Here is a 21,612-nt window from a genome sequence, read left to right as displayed (position 1 = left end):
GGCTTCAACCGTTTAGCTGGCGCCCACAATCCTGAATAGGCAACCATGAGGAGGACGCATGTTCGACCGCCCGCCCCCATCTGGACTCCATAGGGCTCAAACCGAAACCGACCCTGTCCCCGACAGCGTCGAACGTCTTTGCCGCCTGTACGACACCCGCTTGGTCGAGACCGGCGGAGACCTCTCACCTGAAGACGCCCGGGAGCTGAACGCCATGGCCGCCATCTATGATCTGGACACCGACCGCCCCTCGACCGAGGTCTGGCGCGACCTGCGCGCCGTCGTCACGCGCCAGACGCCCCTCGACGCCGTCCCGCCGTCGGGTGTCGAGGCCCTGACCCTGCTGGTGGTCGAGGACGATCCGGACGCCGCCGCCTCCCTGACCGAACTGCTGACCGAGGCGGGCCACAGCGTTGTCGGCCCCTTCCACAGCGCGGCGGCGGCCGAGGCTGCGGCGGCCCTTCACAGCATCGACGCAGCCCTGCTGGACATCAACCTGTCGGGCGAGATGACCGGGGTCGAACTGGCCCAGGTCCTGACCGGGCGTTGGGACGTGCGGGTGATCTTCATCTCCGGCGATGTCGCCGCCGCCGCCCGAAACGCCGACATGGCCGAGGCCCTGGTGCTGAAACCCTACAACGGCGCGCAGATCCTTGATGCGGTGGCCCGGCTGGGTCGCACGGCCTGAGATCGTCCGCACCGGCGAACGGCGTCTTGCGTCCAGGCTCCGGGCGGGCGATCACGGACCATGCTGTCGAACCGGTCCCGCTACGCCTTGCGCGCCATGGTCCATCTGGCCGGTCTTCCGGGCGGAGGGCCAGCCACCATCGCCGAGATCGCGGATGCGGCGGCGGCCCCGCGCAAGTTTCTGGAGGCCATCCTGCTTGACCTGCGACGCCAGCATCTGCTGACATCGAAGCGGGGCAGGGCGGGAGGCTATGCCTTGGCCGCGCCCGCCGACGCCATCAGCTTCGCCGATGTGATCCGGGCGCTGGAAGGCCCGCTGGCCCTGGCGCCCTGCGCCTCGCGCACCGCCTATGGGCCGTGCGAGACCTGCCCCGATGTCGAGACCTGTCCGCTTCAACCCGTGCTGCAAGATGGGCGCGACGCCATCGCGGCGGTGTTCGAGGGACGAACCCTTCTGCAAGCCGCCGCCAATTCTTCTCCTATTGACCGACTAGGGAAATAAACCGCACCGTTCGTCCGCGTTTCAGGGGCCGCCAATGCAAGACTTCCTTTTGTTCCTCCTCGTCGGTTTCCTGGCCCAGATCGTGGATGGGGCGCTGGGCATGGCCTATGGCGTCATCTCCTCCACCGTCCTGCTGTCGTTCGGCGTGCCGCCCGCGACGGCGTCGGCCAGCGTCCACGCGGCCGAGGTCTTCACCACGGCGGCCTCGGCGGGGTCGCACACGGTCAACAAGAACGTGAACTGGAAGCTGTTCGTGCCCCTGGCCCTTGGCGGGGTCGTGGGCGGCAGCATCGGGGCCTTCGTCCTGACCAGTATCGACGGCGACGTGATCCGGCCGTTCATCACCGCCTATCTGGCCGTCATGGGGCTGGTGATCATCTGGCGCGCCACCCGCCAGACGCGCGAGCGGGTCTTCCCGCGCAAGTTCGCCGGGCCTCTGGGCCTTGTCGGCGGCTTCTTCGACGCCATCGGCGGCGGCGGCTGGGGGCCTACGGTCACCACCACCCTGGTCGGCACCGGTCAGGACCCGCGCGCCTCGATCGGCACCACCAATACGGCGGAGTTCTTCGTCACCTCGGCCATTTCCGCGACCTTCCTCGTCGCCCTGCTGACCGGCCACTGGCAGGAGGCGGAAGGCTTCTCCACCCACGCCATGGCCGTGCTGGGTCTGATCATCGGCGGACTGATCGCCGCGCCCTTCGCCGGCATCATCGCCCGCATCGCCCCGCGTCGGGTGCTGACCTACGGCGTCGGCGCCGTGGTCCTTCTGTCCGCCGGCTATCAGGCCCTGCGGTTGTTCAAGGTGATCTGAAACGGAAAGCGGCGGCGGGTTCACACCCGCCGCCGCTTCTTTGTCATGAGCCGATTTCGGCCTACTGGTCGCCGGCGGCCGTCGTCGGGGCGGGCGTGCGAGCCGCAGCGGCCTCTTCGGCCGGCGTGCGCAGGGTCACGACCAAGGGGTTGGGCTTGAGGTCGTTCATGGCGCCGGAGGTGGCGTCGATCGCCCCGCCGATGATCCCGCCGATCAGGAGGTTGCCCGCCATGGCCGTGCCGCCCGCGCCAGAGACGCTGCTGGTCACTTCGTGGGTCTGGGCGACATAGCCTTCCTTGGCCACGGTGATACGGAAGGCGTCCTTGCGCGGCATGCGGAAGGTGCAGGGCGTCGCCTGGCATTCGAAGCCGTTCGACGTGCTGACCTGGGCGCCCGGCGGCGTGCTTTCGACCGTGAACTGCTGGCTGGAGCCACGCGTCACGGTGGCGCACGCAGGCAGGGACAACGCCACGCCGACAAGCGCGAGCATACGCACGCAAAGGCGTGCAGAAGTTTTGGAAATCATAGGCCCCTCAGTGGATTATGGGCCGGCCCCCCGGCCGAACCTTGCGCAGAGGTCGCACGACGAGCGAACGCCGTCAATCACGGGTTTGTGAAATGCGTCAGATTTGCACAACCCGCGAATGTCGGCCTATTCCGCCGCTTCAAGTTCCGCCGCCCGCGCGGCGTCCAGTTCGGCGGCCTTCTTTTCAACCAGGTCGACGATGTGGTCGATCATGCCGTCGTTGGCCTGTTTGTGGGCGATCTTGCCGTTCAGATAGATCATGCCCGCGCCCTTGCCGCCGCCGGTGAAACCGACGTCGGTATAGAGGGCCTCGCCCGGCCCGTTCACGACGCAGCCGATCACCGACAGGCTCATCGGCGTCGAAATATGGGCCAGTTTTTCTTCCAGCACCGCCACCGTCTCGATGACGTTGAACCCCTGACGGGCGCAGGACGGGCAGGCGATGATGTTCACGCCCCGGTGGCGCAGGCCCAGCGATTTCAGAATGTCGAACCCGACCTTGATCTCCTCGACCGGATCGGCGGCCAGCGACACGCGAATGGTGTCGCCGATCCCGGCCCACAGCATATTGCCCATGCCGATGGCCGATTTGATCGTGCCGGTGCGGAGCGGCCCGGCCTCGGTGACGCCCAGGTGCAGGGGGCAGTCGATGGCCTCGGCCAGTTGCTGATAGGCGGCGACGGTCAGGAAGGGGTCGGACGCCTTGACCGAGATCTTGAACTCGTGGAAGTCGTGGTCCTGCAGGATGCGGGCATGGTTCAGGGCTGACTCGACCATGGCGTCGGGGCAGGGCTCGCCGTATTTCTCCAGCAATTCCTTTTCGAGGCTGCCGGCGTTGACGCCGATCCGCATCGAACAGCCGTTGTCCTTGGCGGCCTGGATCACGTCGCGGACGCGGTCGGCGGAGCCGATATTGCCCGGATTGATGCGCAGGCAGGCCGCGCCGGCCTCGGCCGCCTCGATGCCGCGCTTGTAGTGGAAATGGATGTCGGCGACCAAGGGAATCTTGGCCTCGCGGGCGATGGTCTTGAAGGCCGCCGTCGATTCAACGTCGGGGCAGGAGACGCGCACGATATCGGCCCCGGCCTCTTCCAGTTGACGGATCTGGTCGATGGTCGCCGCCGCGTCGGTTGTCGGCGTATTGGTCATCGACTGGACGCTGATCGGGGCGTCGCCGCCCACCAGGACGGAGCCGACGCGGATCTGGCGGCTCTTGCGGCGCTCGATATGGCGCCAGGGTCGGATGTGAGAGTGATCGCTCATGGAAGGATCATATAGGCCGATGATGACGGCGGGACCACGGCCGACGATCAGTTCGGCGTCGTGGGCGTCGGAGATGAGGCGGCGGGAGTCGCGGAAGGCTGCGTCTGGGTCTGGGCCTGGGTTCGGGCCTGAGCCGCCTGGGCCTCGACCTGGGCGCGGGCCTGGGTCGCCGCCAGCTGTTTGGCGGCCTGATCCGCGCGGCTGTTCAACTGGGCCAGGGGCGTCAGCACCCCGGCCAGCGGCCCGCCGTATTCCCCGTTCAAATAGAGGTCGAAGGCGGCCGGGTCGGATACGTCCACCGTGGCGGACACGCCGATCGGCGCGCGCCAGGCCTCGCCCGGCGCCATCTGGCGCGCGAACAGGGCCTGACCGTCGCCCAGCCGCACGACCAGGGCGCCGGCCGTCTTGGCCTGGATCACCACCATGGAGGCGTTGGCCGGGGCGCCATAGACGGCGCCGCGCGGGTTGAAGGCCTTCTGCACCGGCTCGGGATTGGCGGCGGCGGCGATCACGGCGGGATCGGTCGGGTCGACCCCGGTCAGTTCGGCCTCCAGCCCGCGCGTGATGTAGAGCTGCGGCGTCGTCTGGTCGGGCGGCGCCGCCATCGGCGCGCTGAGAGCCACCTGCGGGTCGGGATCGTCGCCCTTCGCCCAGGTCTTGGGGACGGCGGCGATGTCGGAGGGGTGGGCGACCTGATGCAGGCTGGCGCGCTGGAACACGTTCCAGCCGATCACCGCCACCACCGCGGCGACGACGCCGGCGACGATGCGCGGCGAATGGCGTTTGACGTCCTCGAAGGCGATGCCGATGGGCGCCTTCAGCGGCACCGAGGTGTCGGGGCTTTCGCGTTTGAACCGCTCGACCGCCAGTTGCTCGTCAAGGAACAGGGCCGAGGCATAGGCGCGCACATAGCCCAGGGCGAAGACGCGCGAGGGCAGGGACGACCAGTCGCCCTGTTCCAGGGCGGTCAGGAAGCGGCGATGCACCTTGGTCTCTGCGGCCAGCTCGGCCAGGGACTTGCCCGACCGCTCGCGCGCATGACGCAGGCCCTCGCCCAGGGTCGCGGCGTCGACGAAGGCGGCCGTCGGATCCTGTCCGTCAGAAATCGCCTTGATCGCGTCGGGTGCGACCCCCGCATTCAGCGCCATTACGCCTGACCCCATGTTCGGGAGAATACTGCGCCCGAGCGCCGTCTATGTCGCCGCAGATAGACGATTGCGGCCCTGCCAGCAACGCCGCGCATGGGGGTCAGACGGCGACGTTCAGCTTGCGCGCCAGGGATTCGATCTCGTTGCGCACAGAGCCGGTGGACAGGTTCAGCAGGTTGGCCATGCCGCGCCGCGCCGCCGTCAGGTCCGCCGACAGGATCATCCGCTTGACCGGCCCGACCCCGCCCGCCGGCGCCGACAGGCGCGTGAAGCCCAGGGTGATCAGGGCGAAGGCCTCCAGCGGTCGTCCCGCCAGCTCGCCGCAGATCGACACCGGCGTGCCGGTGTCGGCGCAGGCCTTCTGAATGGTCTGGAGCGCGCGCAGGGTCGGCGGCGACAGGGGGTCGTAGCGATCCGAGACCAGCGGATTGGTCCGGTCGGCGGCGTACATATATTGGAACAGATCGTTGGTGCCGATCGAGACGAAGTCCGTCAGCGGCAACAGGGCGTCCAGATGCCACAGCAGGGACGGGCATTCGACCATGGCCCCGACCCGCAGCAGGGCCGGCAGGGCGCGCCCGCGACGCTTGGCCCAGGCGCATTCGATGTCGACCAGTTCGCGCGCGGCCCGGAACTCGTCCACCGTGGCGATCATCGGGAACATGACCCGCAGCTCGCGCCCCGCCCCCGCCGCCAGCAGCGCACGAAGCTGCATCCGCAACAGCGACGGCCGGTCCAGACCCAGGCGGATGGCGCGACGGCCCAGGGCGGGGTTCTCCTCCCGCTCGGCCTCCAGATAGGGCAGCACCTTGTCGCCGCCGATGTCCAGGGTGCGGAAGGTGACGGGTTTGTCGCCGGCCGCGTCAAGCACCAGTTTGTACAGCGCCGTCTGGGCGTTCAACCGGGGCAGTTCGTCCGAGACCATGAACTGGAACTCGGTGCGGAACAGGCCGATGCCCTCGGCGCCCGTCTCGACCATATTCTCCAGATCGACGGCGAGACCCGCATTGGTCAGGACCGTGATCCTCTGGCCGTCCCGAGTGACGGCCGGCACGTCGCGCAGCTGGGCGAACTCGGCCTGGCGCTGTTCGCGCACGGCCATGCGCGATTGCACCGCCTCCAGCATGTCGGGGCGGGGGCGCAGATAGGTCTCGCCGGTCTCGCCGTCGGCGATGACCATGTCGCCTTCCGACAGCCGGTCGCGCAGGCCCATCAGACGGCCGACGCAGGGAATCTGCAGCGCGCGGGCGACGATGGCGGCGTGACTGGCGGCCGAGCCTTCTTCCAGCAACAGGCCTTTCAGCTTGTCGCGCGGATATTCCAGCAGGTCGGCGGGGCCCAGGTTCCGCGCCACCAGAATGGCGTCGTCGGGCAGTTCGCGCTCGCCCGGCTTGTCGCCCGCCAGCACCCGCAGCAGCCGGTTGGCCAGGTCCTCGAAGTCGTGCAGCCGTTCGCGGATATAGGGGTCGCGCGCCTGAGCGAAGCGGGCGCGGTGTTCGTTGCGCACCCGGTCCACCGCAGCCTCGGCCGTAAGGCCGTTCCTTACCGCCTCTTCCAGCGACCTGTTCCAGCCCCGGTCGTCGGCGAACATGCGATAGGTTTCCAGCACCTCGAACGAGGGACCGGCCAGGCCCTGGCCCTTGTCCAGCATGACGTCCAGCCCGGTCTTCAGCGTAGCCAACGCCAGCTTCAGCCGCGCCTCCTCCATCGCCGGGTCTTCGGACAGCAGCTTTTCGGGCGCCAGCGGCGCCTCGTGCAGGACGACGCGGCCGAAGGCCAGACCGTCCGAGAACTTCTGTCCCTTCAGCCGCTCTGGCCGGTGGGGCGCCAGTTCGACGTCGCGCAGCTCGTCCAGGGCCAGCAGTTCGCCGGACGAGACCGTCTCGGACAGGACCATGGCGATGGTCTGGATGTCCTCGACCTCCTCCTCGTCATAGCGCCGCTCGGTGCGGTTCTGGACGACCAGGACGCCGATGGCCCGGCCGCCGCGCAGCAGGGGCGCGCCCAGGAAGGCGTGATAGGGATCTTCGCCCGTTTCCGGCCGATAGGAGAAGGACGGATGCGACGGCGCGTCCGACAGGCTGATCGGCTGGCCCAGGCGCGCCACCTCGCCGACCAGGCCCTCGCCGGGCCGCAGGCGGGTGTTGTGGACGGCGTCGGGGTTCAGACCCTCGGTGGCGAACAGCTCAAGCTCGCCCGAGGCGCGACGCAGATAGATGGAGCAGACTTCGGCGACCATCGACCGGGCGATGATCCTGACGACCATGTTCAGACGATCCTGCGCCGGCGTCGCACCGGCGCCGGCCCCGCCCAGAGCCTCGCGGATCTGGCGCAGGAGGATCCGAGGTCCTCTGGTCATCGCGCCGCCTGCCGGCATCATGTCTCCCGCGCCCTTTTCGTGGATATAGGCGCCCTGTTCAGATCACCTATACCGCGTCCAGCCCATAGGCTGCGTGCAACGCCCGCACCGCCAGCTCGGCGTATGCGGCGTCGATCAGGACGCTGATCTTGATTTCCGAGGTCGAGATGGCCTGGAACTTGACCCCCTTGTCGGCCAGGGCCCGGAACATCAGCTGGGCGACGCCCGCATGGCTGCGCATGCCGACGCCGACGACCGAGACCTTGGCCACGTCCTCGTCGATGCGGATTTCCTCGAAGCCGAGTTGCGCCTGACCGGCCGTCATCAGCTCGGCGGCGCGCACGGCGTCGCGACGGCCGGTGGTGAAGGTCAGGTTGACCGCGCCGGCCGTGCGCGACTGGCTCTGCACGATCATGTCGACATTGACGTTGGCCTCGGCCAGACGCGTGAAGACATCGGCGGGGGCGTCCACGCGGTCGGACAGACCCAGCAGGGTGATGCGGGCCTCGTCACGGCTCATGGTCACACCGGACACGATACGTTTTTCCACGATCTCCTCCTCGTCGCAGATCAGGGTTCCACCCTTGTCGGGCATGACGCCATTCGCGTCGGGTTCGATAAAGCTAGACAGCACGCGCACCGGCACCTGTTTGGCCATGGCCAGCTCGACCGAGCGGGTCTGCAGCACCTTGGCGCCCAGGGACGCCATTTCCAGCATCTCCTCGTAGGACACCTTGGCCAGGCGGCGGGCGCGGCTCTCGATGCGCGGGTCGGTCGTATAGACGCCGTCCACGTCGGTATAGATGTCGCAAGGCGCGCCCAGGGCCGCCGCCACGGCGACCGCCGAGGTGTCGGACCCGCCGCGGCCCAGGGTGGTGATCTTGCCGTCCGTCGTCACGCCCTGGAAGCCGGGGACGATGGCGATCTCGCCCGAATCGACGGCGGCGCCCAGCTTCTCGCCGGGGATGTCGATGATGCGGGCGCGGGCGTGGGCGTCGTCGGTGACGATCGGCACCTGCCAGCCCATCCACGAGCGGGCGTTGAAGCCCATGTTGCGCAGGGTCGCGGCCAGCAGGCCCGAGGTCACCTGCTCGCCCGAGGCGACCACCACGTCATATTCGTCGTCCGACAGGGGCAGGCCGGCGCCGGCCGGACCTGCGCCGTCGGTCCAGGCGACCAGTTCGTTGGTCTTGCCCGCCATGGCGGAGACGACGACGGCGACCTTCTTGCCCGCAGACACCTCTGCCGCGACGATGCGCGCCGCACGGCGGATGCGTTCGAGGTCGCCCATCGAGGTGCCGCCGAACTTCATCACCAGTCGTGTCGTGTCGGATCGTGAAGAATCAGGCCGCGTCATCGTGGCGTTCCGCCCCCTGCTTGCGTGAAAGGGCGCGAAGGTTCATCCCTCGCGTCATGACCGCTTCTAGCGACGCCGCACCGTCTCGCCTACCCCGCGAAGGGCATGGTTTTTCGCAAAATTCGTCGCAAGGCGCGTTCGGCGCATCGATCGACCCCGCCGACGTGGCCCGCTTCTCGGCCCAGGCGGCCGAATGGTGGGACGCGAAGGGGCCGTTCGCGCCCCTGCACCGGTTCAATCCGGCGCGGCTGGCCCTGATCCGCGACCAGCTTTGCACGCGCCTGGGCCGTGACCCCAGGGCGCGTGCGCCCTTCGAGGGCCTGACCCTGCTGGATGTCGGTTGCGGCGGCGGCCTGATCGCCGAACCGATGCGGCGGATGGGCTTCGAGGTTTCGGCCATCGACGCCTCGTCCGAGAATATCGGCACGGCGCGGGCGCACGCCGACATGGTCGGGCTGGACATCGCCTATCGCGCCGCCACGGTCGAACAGATCGAGGCCGAGGGCGCGGGGCCGTTCGACGTGGTCCTGACGATGGAGGTGATCGAGCACGTCGCCGATCCGGAAGCCTTCGTGCGCGCCTGTTCGCGTCTGGTTCGGCCGGGCGGGGTGATGATGGTCGCCACCCTGAACCGCACGTTGAAGTCCCTAGCCTTGGGCAAAGTGGCGGCGGAATATATCCTGCGCTGGGTTCCCGCCGGGACGCACGACTGGCGCCAGTTCCTGAAGCCCGACGAGATCCGCGCGATGCTGGCGGCCGAACCCGTGACGGTCGAAGGCCCCTACGGCCTGAACTACGACCCGCTTCACGACCGCTGGAGCCAGACCGACGACGCGGGCATCAATTATATGATGGTGGCCACGCGGGCGGCTTAGCAGTTCTCCCTCCCCCTGCGGGGGAGGGGCGTCGCGCAGCGACGGGGTGGGGGCGGCCAGGCCCGGGCGCACCGATCTGAACCAGGTCAGGGCTGCGATGCGTCGCCTTGACCTTCCCACCCGGCTTCGCCTTCGGCTCAGCCACCCTCCCCCGCAGGGGGAGGGAGAGACGTCATCCGACGTCAGACATTCTCGGCCCGTTTGCGCGTCCAGCTGTAGAGGCCGAACACTGCCGCCGCGAAGACGACGATGCCGGCCAGCATGGCGGGCCAGGCCGAGCCTTCTGGGATCATGGCGAAGGGGGCGTCGCTGTTCGTGCCGACGATGACGCTGGCGTAGAAGACGCCGAACAGGCTCTCGCCGACGATCAGGCCCGACGCCAGCAGCACGCCCATGCGGCGCGCCACATCGGCGAACCGGGTCGTCTTGATTGCCTTGTCATAGAACCAGCCGACGACGGCGCCGATGACCAGCATCGTCGTCACCGCCGCCGGCAGATAGAAGCCGATGCCCACGGCCAGCGGCGGCAGCTTGATCTTGCCGTTCGTGGACCTGGACACGACCGCGTCCAGCACGATTATCACGACGCCGATTACCGCGCCCAGACCGATCAGGTCCCAGCGCAGATCGCCGCCGATGACGCCGCGCGCCAGGGCCGAGATCAGGGTTGCCTGGGGCGCCGCCAGCGGCTCGTTGGCGATGCCGGGAGGGCCGCCCTCGAACCCGAAGGCGCCGTTCAGCTTGTTCAGGATGAAGGGGATGACCAGGGCGCCGGCGATGACGCCGACGATCAGGGCGACCTGCTGGCGCCAGGGCGTGGCGTCGACCAGCTGGCCGGTCTTCAGGTCCTGAAGATTGTCGTTGGCGATGACGGCGACGGCGAAGACGACCGCTGTCACGATCAGGGCGAAGGCGATGATCGACCCGTCGGCGGGCACGCCCGCGATCTTCATCACGCCCAGCATCAACAGCGAGGCGACGATGATGGCCAGGATGCCGACGCCGGACACCGGGCTGTTCGACGAGCCGATAAGCCCGGCCATATATCCGCAGATGGCGGCGACGGCGAAGCCGATCAGCACCACATAAACCAGGCCGCCGATGACCAGCAGGGGCGCGGACGCCGCCAGCGTCGGCGAGGCCAGGGCGATCCAGGTCAACAGGCCGGCGATGGCGATCAGGGCCGCCACCGACACGGCGCCGACGATCTTGATCGGAATATCCTGTTCGGCGCGTTCCAGCACCTCGCCGTGCGAGCGTTTCGACTGGGCCGCCAGGGCCGAGGTCAGGCCGCCGATCAGCGGACCCGCCAGCTTGATCAGGGTCCAGATGGCCGCCACGCCGATGACGCCGGCGCCCATGAATCGCACTTCACGGCTCCAGACCGTCATGGCCAGTTCCTCAGCAGGCGTCCCCGCCGGCAGGGTCGCGGCGATGGACGGCAGGCCGTGCGAGGTCAGCCAGGCGATGGTGTCGGGGCTGGTCAGGATCGGCACGGCGATGACCCAGGCCAGGATCAAACCGAACAACTGGGCCAGGCCCACCGTCAGACCGATCAGGTGCCCGGCGCCCAGAAGCGCGAACTGCATGCCGAAGCCGACGCCCGTCGCGCCTCCGCCCAGGGCGGCCGGCAGTTTGAAGAACTTGGCCGTCTCGCCCGCAAAGACGCGGCCGGCGACCAGCAGGGCGTAGCCGGCCGAGACGACGGCGCCGGCGACCACGACCCACAGGCCCGACTTGTTCTCGCGCACGGCGCTTTCGGTCTGTTCGGCGCCGCGTGATCCGACCTTCAGCACCTCTGCGGCGGCGACGCCTTCGGGGTAGGGCAGGCCGCCGTTGGTCACCAGGGCGCGTCGCAGCGGGATCGAGAAGGTCACCCCCAGAATGCCGCCGAAGATGCAGATCAGCGTCGATTCCCAGAACGGAAACTCCAGCCACCAGCCGATCATCACCAGGCCGGGCAGGACGAAGATGATCGAACTCATGGCGCCGCCGACCGAGGCGACGGTCTGGACCGTCATGTTCTCCCAGATGGTCGAGGTGCGGAAACCGCGCAGGATGGCCATCGAAATGACCGCCGCCGGAATGGCCGAGGCGAAAGTCAGACCCACCTTCAGGCCCAGATAGGTGTTGGCGGCGGTGAAGACCACCGCCAGCAGCACCCCCAGCACGATGGCGCGAAGGGTGAGTTCAAGCCGGCCCTTTGGGGCGGCGGCGGCGTCTGTCATCGGCGAATTCCCACGTTCGCGGCGGACGTAAGCGCATTATGTCGCAGGCGGCAACGGGTCTCAGGCGGTTGCGATGCTCAGGACACGGAGCTTGCGCCGGCGAATGGCCGCCGATGCGACCGTCAGGCCGCGATAAAGCAGGGCCAGCACCAGGGCCGTAACCGCCCATGACAGCAGAACGTCCGACAGGAAATGGCCGCCGAAGACGATGCGGTTGGCCGACAGGCTGACGGCGTAGGCCAGGGCCAGTCCGCCCGCGACGGGTCGCCAGCGCCGCGGCGCCAACACCAGAGCCGCCGCCACCATCCAGGCTGCGCCAGCGCCCTCGCCAGAGATGAAGGAGCAGTTGGACTGGCACGCCGTGCTGGGCAGCCAGGCGGCGGTGAAGGCCTCGTCGCCGCCGAACATCCGCACGTCGATCGGCCGCGCCCGACCCCAGACTTCCTTGAACAGGCCGTTGACCACCAGTCCCGGCCCCAGGGCCAGGCCCGCGATCACGAACAAGGCCCGTCGCCCGGCCAGATCGGCTTTCTGCCGCCGCAGGACCCGCCAGATCCACCGCCCGACCGCCGCCAGCAGCATCAGCGACATCACCAGGGTCGAGCTCTTGCGCAAGGCGCGCAGCATCGGATCGTCGGCCAGATAGAAGCCGTCCCGGGTCCGGTGGAACAGGCCACTGACCGCCAGGTCCATGCCGGGGAACACCAGAAAGGCGGCGCTCAATCCCACGATGGCGGCTGCGGCGAGGATGGCCGTCTCCTCGCTGGACAGGCGCATCCGCCATCGAAAGGCGACAGGCTTTCGCAAGGTCTGTGGGACGGTGTCTGCGGTGAAGTCCGTCATGATCGTCCCCCCCGGATGGACGCCCGCCCCTTATGCCCACGGGGCGTGTCGATCCTGCGACGACGGCGTGATGTGCGACCTGGCTTGGCGAGGCCGCACGGGCGGGCTAGGACGCCTGATGCCTGAACTTCCCGAGGTCGAAACCGTCCGACGCGGCCTGACGCCGGTTCTGGAGGGCGCGCGGCTGTCGCGGGTCAGGATCAACCGGCCCGACCTGCGATTTCCCTTCCCCGAGCTGTTCGTCGAACGGCTGGAAGGGGCGACGGTCCTGCGGATCGACCGACGCGCCAAATATCTGCTCCTGCCCCTGTCGACCGGCGAGACCTGGATCACCCACCTGGGCATGACCGGCCGCTTCACCCTGGACGGGACCCTGCTGGGCGAGTTCGAGGAGGCGGTGCCCATCGCCGGCAAGCACGAGCATTTCAGCGGCTGCGCCATCCGCGACGGCGCGGCGACCCGCATAGGCTACGCCGACGCCCGTCGGTTCGGCTTCATGGGGCTGATCCCCACCGATCAGGTCGAGACCCATCCCTGGTTTGCCGGCCTGGGGCCCGAACCGCTGGGAAACTGCTTTTCCGGCGCCCATCTGGTCGAGGCTTTTTCAGGCAAGAAGCAGAACATCAAGGTCAGTCTGCTGGACCAGCGGATCGTTTCCGGCCTGGGCAACATCTATGTGTGCGAGGCCCTGTACCGCGCCCGCATCTCGCCCCTGGTCGCGGCCGGCTCGGTGTCGAAGGCGCGGCTGGAGCGTCTGGCGACCGAGGTCCGCAATGTCCTGAACGACGCCATCGCGGCGGGCGGTTCTACCTTACGCGACTTCGCCAACGCCGAGGGCGGCCAAGGCTATTTCCAGCACCGGTTCGACGTCTATGGCCGCGAGGGCGAACCATGCCAAGGAAGCGGGGGCAGAGGCGACAAATGCACCGGCGTCGTCGCCCGCATCGTTCAGGGTGGCCGCTCGACCTTCTACTGCCCCTCCTGCCAGAAAGCCTGACGCCATGAGCCACCGCATCTGTCTGTTGCGCGGCGTCAATGTCGGCGGGGTCAAGGTTCCGATGGCCGAGCTGAAGGCCATCGCCGTCGAGGCCGGTTTCGCCAATCCGCGCACCCTTCTGGCCAGCGGCAATCTGGTGGTCGAAAGCGATGCCGAACCGGCCGATGTCGAGGCGAGGCTGGAGCGGGGGATCGCCGCCCACTTCGGCCGCCCCATCGAGGTGATCGTACGCACGCCAGCGCAATGGGCGGCGCTTATGGCCGCCAATCCGTTCGCAAACGAGGCCGGGATCGACGGCTCCAAACTGCTGGTCATGGTGATGAAGGCGGGGATCAGGGATGGGGCTGTCGAGACCCTGCGCGGCTTTGCGGCGGGGGACGAGCGGGTCGAGCCCGCCGGCGGCGACCTGTTCTTCTGGCACCCTGACGGTCTGGGTCGCTCGAAGATGGCGGAGAAGGCTCAGCCGCGCCTGATCGGCGTCGGCACCGGCCGCAACTGGAACACGGTGCAGAAACTGGCCGCCATGGTCGGATCGGAGGACTGAGCGATGCGCAAGATCCATCTGTGGATCAGTCTGGTGGTCGGCGTCCTGGTCTGGGGCGCCTATTTCGTCCACTTCGTGCAAGGTCTGCGCGCCGGCGACCTGGGCGGTCTGATCTGGTGGTTCGTCGCCGCCCTGATCGTCGCCGCCGTCGCCGAGGCCGCCGCCACCGGCCTGATCGCCCGCCTGTTCCGCCGCCGCGCCCGCGTGCTGGACGAGGGGCCGACGCTTCAGGCGGCGTTGAAGGCGGGCCATGTCGCCCTGATGCTGCTGGTCGGCCTGATCCTGCTCTCGGCCCTGGTCCTGGCCCTGTCGTCCGTCTTCAGCTGGACCCTGGACCTGTCGGGCGCGCGGGGTCAGGTGATCGCCGCCAATCTGCTGCTGGGCATGGTGGTCGTCGCCGAACTGGTGCGGGCGGGCCTGACCCTGGCGCTGATGCCGCGCCGCTAGATCGTCTGGCTCTGCGCCTGTATGACCGCCTTCAGAGGAGACCGACCATGGCCGACACCTATTCCAACCTGCTGATCGAACGTCACGCCGACGGCTATGCGGTGGTGACCTTGAACCGGCCAGAGGCGCTGAACGCCCTGAACTCGGCCCTGTTCAAGGACCTCGCCGACTTCCTCGATAGCGTCGAACATGACGACGGCGTGCGCTGTCTCATCCTGACCGGCTCGGGCGACAAGGCCTTCGCCGCCGGCGCCGACATCAAGGAGATGGCGGACCAGACCTACGCCCAGATGTACACGGGCAACTATTTCGCCCTCGGCCATGACCGCATCACCCGTTTCCGCAAGCCGATCATCGCCGCCGTCAACGGTTTCGCCCTGGGCGGCGGCTGCGAGCTGGCCATGTTGTGCGACTTCATCGTCGCCAGCGAGAAGGCGAAGTTCGGCCAGCCCGAGATCAACCTCGGCGTCGCCCCCGGCATCGGCGGCTCCCAGCGCCTGACGCGTCTGGTGGGCAAGTCCAAGGCCATGGACATGGTCCTGACTGCTCGGATGATGGACGCGACCGAGGCGGAGCGCGCAGGCCTCGCTTCCCGCGTCTTCCCGCACGACACCCTGCTGGAGGAAACGCGCAAGATCGCCGCCAGGATCGCCTCGCAAAGCCCGCTGGCGGTCATGGCCAACAAGGAGATGGTCAACGCCGCCCTTGAGACGACCCTGACGCAAGGAGTCCAGTTCGAACGCCGCCTGTTCCACTCCCTGTTCGCCTTCGAGGATCAGAAGGAGGGCATGTCCGCCTTCGTCGAAAAGCGCAAACCCGACTTCAAGGGGCGATAAGCCGCAACGCGCCGTCAACCGATCGCCGTGATCGGGCGTTAGGGGCGAATGATGATCCGTCTCTTCGTTTCGCTTGTCGCGACCCTGTTCGTCCTCGTCCCCGCCGCCGTTCAGGCCCAGGCTTCCGCTCAGGCGGTTCAGCCGCCCGCTTTCAGCTCCAGCCGGATCATCGTCGAGACGCGCGGGACCGGGCCGGACATCATCTTCATTCCGGGTCTGGGCTCGACCGGCGCGGCCTGGCGTTCGACGGCGGACCGGCTGGACGACCGTTACCGGGTGCATCTGGTCACGGTGCGCGGCTTCGGGGAAACCGCCATAGAAGACAATGTCAGCGGCGGTCTGGCCGGCCCGGCCGCCAGCGAAATCGAACGCTATATCCGCGAACAGCGGATCGACCGCCCGGCCCTGATCGGCCATTCGCTGGGCGGTCAGATCGCCCTGCGTGTCGCGGCCGATATGGGCGACCGGATCGGTCGGGTGATGGTGGTCGATTCCTCGCCCTTCTTCCCGTCGCTGGTGGATGCCCGCGCAACCTCGGCCCAGGTCGAGCCCCTGGCGCGGCTGGGCTATCAGGCCCTGCTGCTGTTCGGCGATCAGGCGCTAAAGTCTCAGGTCGCGGCCTTTGGCGTGGACATGGGTCTGGCCGGTGACATGGTGTTCCAGGGGCTGGGCCTGCAGGGCGGCGACCGACGCGTTCTGGCTCAGGGCCTGTACGAAGCCCTGACCGTGGACCTGCGCCCGCGCCTGTCCCAGATCACCGCCCCGGTGACGGTTGTCTATGGCTGGACGCGCGACACCGAGGCCCCCCGCAATCGGCTGGAAGGCCTCTATCGTTACGGCTTCGAGGGCCTGCCGCGCACCGCCCGTTTCGAACGGATCGAAGGCGCCCAGCACCAGGTGATGATCGAACAGCCGCAGCGGTTCCTGGCGGCGGTTCAGCGGTTCCTGAGCTGATCCTTCAGTCCGTCACCGCGTCGATCACGACGCCTTCGGTCAGCAGTTGCGGCAGGATTTCCGGCTCGGCCTGACCGGGTCGATACAGCAGATACAGCGGCACGCCCGACCGTCCATGCGCCTGAAGCTCCCGCGTGATGGCGTCGTCGCGACGGGTCCAGTCGCCGACCAGATAGGCGGCGTTGGCCTCGCTCATGGCCTTTGCGACACGGGGCGAAGACAGGGCCGTCCGTTCGTTGATCTTGCAGGTTACGCACCAGTCGGCGGTCAGATTGACCAGCACCGGCCGCCCCGCCGCCGTCGCCTGGGCAACCGCCGCCGCCGACCAGGGTTGGGCGGCGAGGGGGCCGCTCTCGCTGTGGGGCGAGGCGTCTGCATCCCGCGCAGCGCCGGCCGCGACGCCCGCCAGCCCGATGGACATGACGCAGGCGACGGTCGCGCAGATGGTCGCCAGCACGGGTCGCTCGTCCCGCAGGCGCGCGGCCTGGGCCAGCCCCACCAGCCAGGCGGCGAAGGCCAGCAGCAGCGCCGCCGTCAGCAACAGGCCAAGCGCATCCACGCCGCCCTGCCGCGTGAACACCCACATCAGCCAAAGCGCCGCCCCGTACATGGGGAAGGCCAGCAGCCCCTTGAGCCGCTCCATCCACGCGCCAGGCCGCGGCAGGCGCGACAGCAGTCCGGGCGACAGGCTGATCGCCAGATAGGGCAGGGCCAGACCCAGCCCCAGCATCAGAAACACAGCCAGCGCCATCGGCCAGGGCAGGACCAGCGCCGCGCCCAGGGCCGCCGCCATGAAGGGCGCGGTGCAGGGCGCCGCGACCACCACGGCCAGAACGCCGGTGAAGAAGGCGCCCGCCGATCCGGGCAGGCGCGACAGGGGGCCGGACCCCGCGCTCTGCAATCCGGCGCCCACATGGAAGACGCCCGACAGGTTCAGCCCGACGAGCAGCATGACCAGGGCCAGGGCCGAGACCACGCCCGGCGACTGAAGCTGGAACCCCCAGCCGATCGCCTGACCGGCCGCCCTCAGCGCCAGCAGGGCGCCGGCCAGAACCAGGAAGCTGACCAGCACCCCGGCGGTGAAGGCCAGGCCGTCGCGCCGCGCCCGCGCTGGATCATGGGCCGTCGCTGACAACGACGCCGCCTTCATCGCCAGGACGGGGAAGACGCAGGGCATCAGATTCAGCACCAGCCCGCCCAGTAGCGCTAGACCCAGGGCCTGAAGGAAGACCAGAGCGCCGGACTTCGCCGGCGTCGCCGTGGTTTCGTCCAGCGGCTTCAGCGCCGCGCCGCCTTGGGCGCCCGCCAGAGGCGCGCCCGCCTCCGCCTTGATCTCCCAGGCGCCCTTGTCGGTCGCCAGTACGCCGCTCAGCGCCGTCTGCGTTGCATCCTTGCCGGCCGTCAGCGTCAGGGTCAGGCCGTTGGGCCCCCGCTGGCCCGACTGGGCCGCCGCATGGTCGATCCGCCCGCCATCGAAAGGATAGAAATAGGCCTGTCCGATGCCGGCGCCCGCCAGCGGTCCGCCGGTCGCGGTCAGGACCAGCTTGCCGGCTTCGGCCGTGACGCGCGCCTCGATGCCCGCCGGACGCGGCGCGGTCTCGACCAGCCGTTCGATCTCGGCGCCCCACGGTTTCGCCAGCGGCGCGGCGCCCTCGCGCACCGGCAGGGCCAGCGAGAGGGTCAGCGGCTCGGGCACGCACATCTGGTCGCTGCACACCAGGAACAGCACGTCCGTCGTCAGGGTCAGCACCTCGCCCGGCCGGGCGGATGCTGGCACATGGATCGGCACGGGCAGCATCACCTCGCCCGAATAGCCGTAGTTCATCAGGCTCATCAGCCGCTGGCGGCTGGGCAGGGGCCACAGGATCGGATCGGCCGTGACGCCGTCGGGCAGGGTCCAGACCAGGCTGGTGGCCCCGCCGCTGTCTCCCGGATTGCGCCAATAGGTGTGCCAGCCCGGCGCGATCTTCTGGCGCACGGCCACCACCGTGGTCGAACCGGGCGCGACCCATTGCGACATCGGGACCAGTTCGGCCTCAATCCGCACGGTCCGTTGCGGGCCGAAGGCGATGAGGCCGGAAGGCTGGCTCTGGACCGGCTGGGCCTTGACCGTCGAGAGCGACAGCAGGCACAGCAACAGTCCGGCGAGGAAGGCGAGGGGACGCAAAGGGCGATTTCCGACGTTGGGGGCGGCCGCAACCTAGTCCCTCGGTCGCCCCCGCGCCATCACCTCATCGCCGCAGATCAGCCGTCGCAGATCAGCGCGGCGAGGTCTCGATGAACACCTCGGCGCGTCGGCGCAGCAGTTCGTCCGCGCCCGAGGCGTTGACGGCGCCCGCATCGCCGGCGGCGTTCACCTCGAACGCCGGCGCGGGCATGCCGGCGTGGGTCAGGGCTTCGGCGACCGCACGGGCGCGCCGTTGCGACAGGCTCAGATTTGCCTCGACCGTGCCGGTCGCATCCGCGAGGCCCAGCACCCGCACGTGCTTGACGTTGCATTCCTTGGCCTTGTCTGCGGCGGTGCGCAACAGCAGCGAGGCCGCGTCGGTCAGCTTCGCCTGGTTCTCAACGAAATAGACGTCGAACCGGCCCGAGACGCACGGCGATTCCCCGACCACCAGCGCCGTCCGCTTCGGCGTCGGCGCGCATGCCGCCACCAGTCCCATCGCCAGCATCGCCAGCCCAGTCGATCGCTTCATCACAACCCTCCTCCGGCTTGGCCGGCCCATTACGCAAAAGAGGCGGCCCGTCCTTCGACAAGCCGCCTCTTCAACCTAGCGCCGGTCGCTGAGTTGCGCGACCGGCAAGTTCTTAGCGATCAGTAACGACGCTGACCGTTGTCCCAATAGCACTCGTTCTGGCGGTTGTCGTAGCAGTAGTAGTAGCGACCCTGGTTGTCGCGGTAGCGCTGCTGGTTGTTGCGGTCCTGGTTCGAACCGCGGACTGCGCCGGCTGCGCCGCCCAAGGCGCCGCCGATTAGGGCGCCGGTCGCGGCGTTGCCGCCGCCGACGTTGTTGCCGATGATGGCGCCGGCGACGGCGCCCAGGCCGGCGCCCATCGCGCCCTGACGGACGGTCTGGTTCGGGCCGCCGTTGTTGTAGCCGTAAGGGTCGCTGGCGCAGGCCGAAGCCAGAAGGCCGGCGCCTGCAATCGCGATGATCGCCTTGTTCATGGTGAAATCCTTTTGTGCCTGGGTGTCTGCCCCTGGATCCGCAAACGTATCGGTCTCGCTTGGGTTCCGCATCGATGCGACAAATATGGTGACGCTTGCGGGGAACGGGCGCGGCTGCGGGGCGTTCGGCCGCCATGACAGACATCACGATCTCACCGCCCGAAGCCGATGCAGGGCCCGCCCTGACGCCTCACGCGGCCCTGAAGCACGCCGTGATGCTGGTCAATCCGCTGTCCGGCAGCGTGGGACCGCGCGCGGCCGCCGAGGCCGAGGCGATCCTGGCCGGTTATGACCTGAAGGCCGAGGTGATGACGTTCGAGGGCGGCAATTTCGATCAGATCATCGCCGACGCCTTCGCGGCCAAGCCGGACGTCATCTTCGTCCTGGCCGGGGACGGCACGGCGCGGTCGGTCGCCTCCAAGGCGCGGCCCGACGGCCCGATGATCGCGCCCCTGCCGGGCGGGACCATGAACATGCTGCCCAAGGCGCTGTACGGCACGGCCGACTGGAAACTGGCGTTGAAACGCGCTTTGGAGGAGGGCGAGCCTCAGGCCGTGTCCGGCGGCGAGGTCCAGGGCGAATATTTCTATTGTGCGGCCATCCTGGGTTCGCCCGCCCTGTGGGCGCCGGCGCGCGAGGCGATGCGAACGGGGAAAGTCAGACTGGCCTGGCAGTACGGGCAGCGCGCCCTGAAACGCGCTTTTTCCGGAAGGCTGCGCTTCAGCCTGGACGGCGGCGAAAAGCGTCGCACCGAGGCGCTTGTTTTGATCAGCCCGATGATCTCCAAGGCGATGGAAGATCCCATCGGACTGGAGGCGGCCGCCATGGACCCCCGCGACACGACCCAGGCCTTCCGCCTGGCCGCCACCGCCCTGTTCAGCGACTGGCGCCAGGATCCGGCCGTCTCGACGCGGCCGGCCAAGCTGATCGAGGTGCGCGCCCGATCCAAGATCCCCGCCGTCATCGACGGCGAGCCGCTGCTGCTGAAGCCCGACGCCGTGATCCGCTTCGTGCCCAAGGCGTTCAAAGCCCTGGCGCCCAGGCCGCCGTCGGCCGAGGACAGCGTCTAGGTGGGGCGTATCCTTCAGTTCTCCGACGTTCATTTCGGCTGTGAGCACAAACAGGCCTGCGCCGCCGCCCTGGACTACGCCCACGCCACGCCCAACGACCTGGTGCTGATCACCGGCGACATCACCCAGAAGGGTTTGCCGGGCGAATTCACCGCGGCCGGCGAATGGATGCGAGCCATGCCCGAGCCGCGCTTCGTCATCGTGGGCAATCACGACGTGCCCTATTGGGACGCGGTGGCGCGGGTGCTTCATCCGTGGCGCGCCTTTGAGACGGCGACCGGTTTTCCCGCCCACGACGGTCAGTTCCTGGGTAACGATGTCATGGTGCGGGGCGTGGTCACCGCGCGTGGCTGGCAGGCGCGGCCCAACTGGTCCAAGGGCGTCATCGACCTGGACCAGACACGACGCGCGGCCGAGGCCCTGCGCCAGGCGCCCATCGGCGCGCTCAGAATTCTGGCCTGCCACCATCCGCTGATCGAGATGGTCGGCACGCCGATGACCGGCGACGTCAAGCGCGGCGACGAGGCCGCGCTGATCTTCGCCGAGGCCGGGGTCGATCTGATCATGACGGGCCATGTCCATGTGCCCTTCGCCATGCCGATCCCCCTGGCCGACCGCTGCTCCTATGCGGTCGGGTGCGGGACGCTGTCGCACCGCGAGCGGGGGGCGCCGCCCGGCTTCAACCAGATCGACTGGGACGCCAAGACCATCACAGTCACGGCCCTGGCCTGGGATGGAACCAGCTATCGGTCGCACCAGGTCTGGCGGCTGCCGCGTCGTCAGGACACCCGCAAGGCCGCCACGGCGCCCAGCCCTGTCGAACCGGGCGCCTTGGAGAAGGCGGCGGTCTGAACCTGTCTCCTCCCCGCTTAGCGGGGAGGTGGCGCGGCGCGCCTTCGCGCCGTGACGGAGGGGCTCTGCACCGCATTACAGGCGCCTGTGGGACTTCAAGAGCCCCTCCACCACGCTACGCGCGGTCCCCCTCCCCACGAT

Annotated in this window: 21 protein-coding genes; 11 read left to right on the top strand and 10 right to left on the bottom strand. The window is 68.7% G+C overall.

Going from position 1 to position 21,612, the window contains the following annotated elements:
* Positions 1 to 214 precede the first annotated feature (214 nt).
* The 3 genes from WC597_RS15400 to WC597_RS15390 are packed head-to-tail and all read left to right on the top strand — an operon-like array spanning position 215 to position 2,000.
* Complete coding sequence (locus WC597_RS15400; protein WP_372694701.1) at positions 215 to 688, top strand: response regulator; 474 nt, start codon at positions 215 to 217, stop codon at positions 686 to 688.
* Positions 689 to 748: 60 nt separating this feature from the next.
* Positions 749 to 1,189, top strand: a complete 441-nt coding sequence (locus WC597_RS15395) for an Rrf2 family transcriptional regulator (protein ID WP_372694699.1) — start codon at positions 749 to 751, stop codon at positions 1,187 to 1,189.
* A gap of 34 nt (positions 1,190 to 1,223) precedes the next feature.
* On the top strand, positions 1,224 to 2,000 hold the full coding sequence (locus WC597_RS15390; RefSeq protein WP_372694697.1) for a sulfite exporter TauE/SafE family protein: 777 nt from the start codon (positions 1,224 to 1,226) through the stop codon (positions 1,998 to 2,000).
* A 61-nt stretch (positions 2,001 to 2,061) separates the two neighbouring features.
* Here WC597_RS15390 and WC597_RS15385 read toward each other — a convergent pair whose 3' ends face one another.
* The 5 genes from WC597_RS15385 to WC597_RS15365 form a co-directional block, all read right to left on the bottom strand.
* Positions 2,062 to 2,490, bottom strand: coding sequence for a PEGA domain-containing protein (locus tag WC597_RS15385; protein ID WP_372694750.1), 429 nt, complete (start codon positions 2,488 to 2,490; stop codon positions 2,062 to 2,064).
* Between the two features lie 162 nt (positions 2,491 to 2,652).
* Entirely contained in the window at positions 2,653 to 3,789 is a 1,137-nt protein-coding gene (gene ispG / locus WC597_RS15380) for a flavodoxin-dependent (E)-4-hydroxy-3-methylbut-2-enyl-diphosphate synthase (protein WP_372694695.1), read from the bottom strand.
* Positions 3,790 to 3,836: 47 nt separating this feature from the next.
* Positions 3,837 to 4,937: a helix-turn-helix domain-containing protein gene (locus tag WC597_RS15375; RefSeq protein WP_372694693.1), complete on the bottom strand. Its 1,101-nt coding sequence runs from the start codon at positions 4,935 to 4,937 to the stop codon at positions 3,837 to 3,839.
* A gap of 100 nt (positions 4,938 to 5,037) precedes the next feature.
* Positions 5,038 to 7,296 carry a phosphoenolpyruvate--protein phosphotransferase gene (ptsP, locus tag WC597_RS15370; RefSeq protein WP_372694691.1) on the bottom strand — a complete coding sequence of 753 codons (2,259 nt, stop codon included), beginning with the start codon at positions 7,294 to 7,296 and terminating at the stop codon, positions 5,038 to 5,040.
* Positions 7,297 to 7,363: 67 nt separating this feature from the next.
* A complete protein-coding gene (locus WC597_RS15365) occupies positions 7,364 to 8,653 on the bottom strand; it encodes an aspartate kinase (protein WP_372694689.1) in 1,290 nt (429 codons plus the stop codon).
* Positions 8,654 to 8,709: 56 nt separating this feature from the next.
* On the opposite strand from WC597_RS15365, the gene ubiG reads away from it, so the two are divergent.
* Entirely contained in the window at positions 8,710 to 9,528 is an 819-nt protein-coding gene (gene ubiG / locus WC597_RS15360; protein ID WP_372694687.1) for a bifunctional 2-polyprenyl-6-hydroxyphenol methylase/3-demethylubiquinol 3-O-methyltransferase UbiG, read from the top strand.
* Between the two features lie 182 nt (positions 9,529 to 9,710).
* Here ubiG and WC597_RS15355 read toward each other — a convergent pair whose 3' ends face one another.
* A complete protein-coding gene (locus tag WC597_RS15355; protein WP_372694685.1) occupies positions 9,711 to 11,756 on the bottom strand; it encodes an OPT family oligopeptide transporter in 2,046 nt (681 codons plus the stop codon).
* A 60-nt stretch (positions 11,757 to 11,816) separates the two neighbouring features.
* Positions 11,817 to 12,599 (bottom strand): phosphatase PAP2 family protein, encoded by a 783-nt coding sequence (locus WC597_RS15350; protein WP_372694683.1) that lies wholly within the window; start codon positions 12,597 to 12,599, stop codon positions 11,817 to 11,819.
* A gap of 118 nt (positions 12,600 to 12,717) precedes the next feature.
* Between WC597_RS15350 and mutM the strand changes: the two genes are divergently transcribed.
* From mutM to WC597_RS15325, 5 genes are read left to right on the top strand one after another with little or no spacing between them, the layout of a single operon-like run.
* Positions 12,718 to 13,596 carry a bifunctional DNA-formamidopyrimidine glycosylase/DNA-(apurinic or apyrimidinic site) lyase gene (mutM, locus tag WC597_RS15345; protein ID WP_372694681.1) on the top strand — a complete coding sequence of 293 codons (879 nt, stop codon included), beginning with the start codon at positions 12,718 to 12,720 and terminating at the stop codon, positions 13,594 to 13,596.
* A gap of 4 nt (positions 13,597 to 13,600) precedes the next feature.
* Positions 13,601 to 14,140 carry a DUF1697 domain-containing protein gene (locus tag WC597_RS15340; RefSeq protein WP_372694679.1) on the top strand — a complete coding sequence of 180 codons (540 nt, stop codon included), beginning with the start codon at positions 13,601 to 13,603 and terminating at the stop codon, positions 14,138 to 14,140.
* 3 nt (positions 14,141 to 14,143) lie between these two features.
* The gene (locus WC597_RS15335; protein ID WP_372694677.1) at positions 14,144 to 14,587 is read left to right on the top strand and encodes a hypothetical protein; all 444 of its coding nucleotides are present in this window, start codon (positions 14,144 to 14,146) and stop codon (positions 14,585 to 14,587) included.
* Positions 14,588 to 14,634: 47 nt separating this feature from the next.
* Positions 14,635 to 15,423, top strand: a complete 789-nt coding sequence (locus tag WC597_RS15330; RefSeq protein WP_372694675.1) for an enoyl-CoA hydratase-related protein — start codon at positions 14,635 to 14,637, stop codon at positions 15,421 to 15,423.
* Between the two features lie 51 nt (positions 15,424 to 15,474).
* Positions 15,475 to 16,377, top strand: a complete 903-nt coding sequence (locus WC597_RS15325; protein WP_372694673.1) for an alpha/beta fold hydrolase — start codon at positions 15,475 to 15,477, stop codon at positions 16,375 to 16,377.
* A 4-nt stretch (positions 16,378 to 16,381) separates the two neighbouring features.
* Here WC597_RS15325 and WC597_RS15320 read toward each other — a convergent pair whose 3' ends face one another.
* From WC597_RS15320 to WC597_RS15310, 3 genes are all read right to left on the bottom strand, one after another.
* Positions 16,382 to 18,544, bottom strand: coding sequence for a protein-disulfide reductase DsbD family protein (locus tag WC597_RS15320; protein WP_372694671.1), 2,163 nt, complete (start codon positions 18,542 to 18,544; stop codon positions 16,382 to 16,384).
* Between the two features lie 91 nt (positions 18,545 to 18,635).
* A complete protein-coding gene (locus WC597_RS15315) occupies positions 18,636 to 19,076 on the bottom strand; it encodes an OmpA family protein (protein WP_372694669.1) in 441 nt (146 codons plus the stop codon).
* A 119-nt stretch (positions 19,077 to 19,195) separates the two neighbouring features.
* Entirely contained in the window at positions 19,196 to 19,549 is a 354-nt protein-coding gene (locus WC597_RS15310; protein ID WP_372694667.1) for a glycine zipper domain-containing protein, read from the bottom strand.
* A 134-nt stretch (positions 19,550 to 19,683) separates the two neighbouring features.
* Here WC597_RS15310 and WC597_RS15305 point away from each other — a divergent pair, with 134 nt between their 5' ends.
* A complete protein-coding gene (locus tag WC597_RS15305) occupies positions 19,684 to 20,619 on the top strand; it encodes a diacylglycerol kinase family protein (RefSeq protein WP_372694665.1) in 936 nt (311 codons plus the stop codon).
* Entirely contained in the window at positions 20,620 to 21,471 is an 852-nt protein-coding gene (locus tag WC597_RS15300) for a metallophosphoesterase (RefSeq protein ID WP_372694663.1), read from the top strand.
* Positions 21,472 to 21,612: the final 141 nt, after the last annotated feature.

The organism is Brevundimonas sp. (assembly GCF_041648115.1).
Classification (GTDB): Bacteria; Pseudomonadota; Alphaproteobacteria; order Caulobacterales; family Caulobacteraceae; genus Brevundimonas.
The sequence above is the reverse complement of the archived record's forward strand: the minus strand, read 5'-3'. Positions and strand labels throughout refer to the sequence as shown.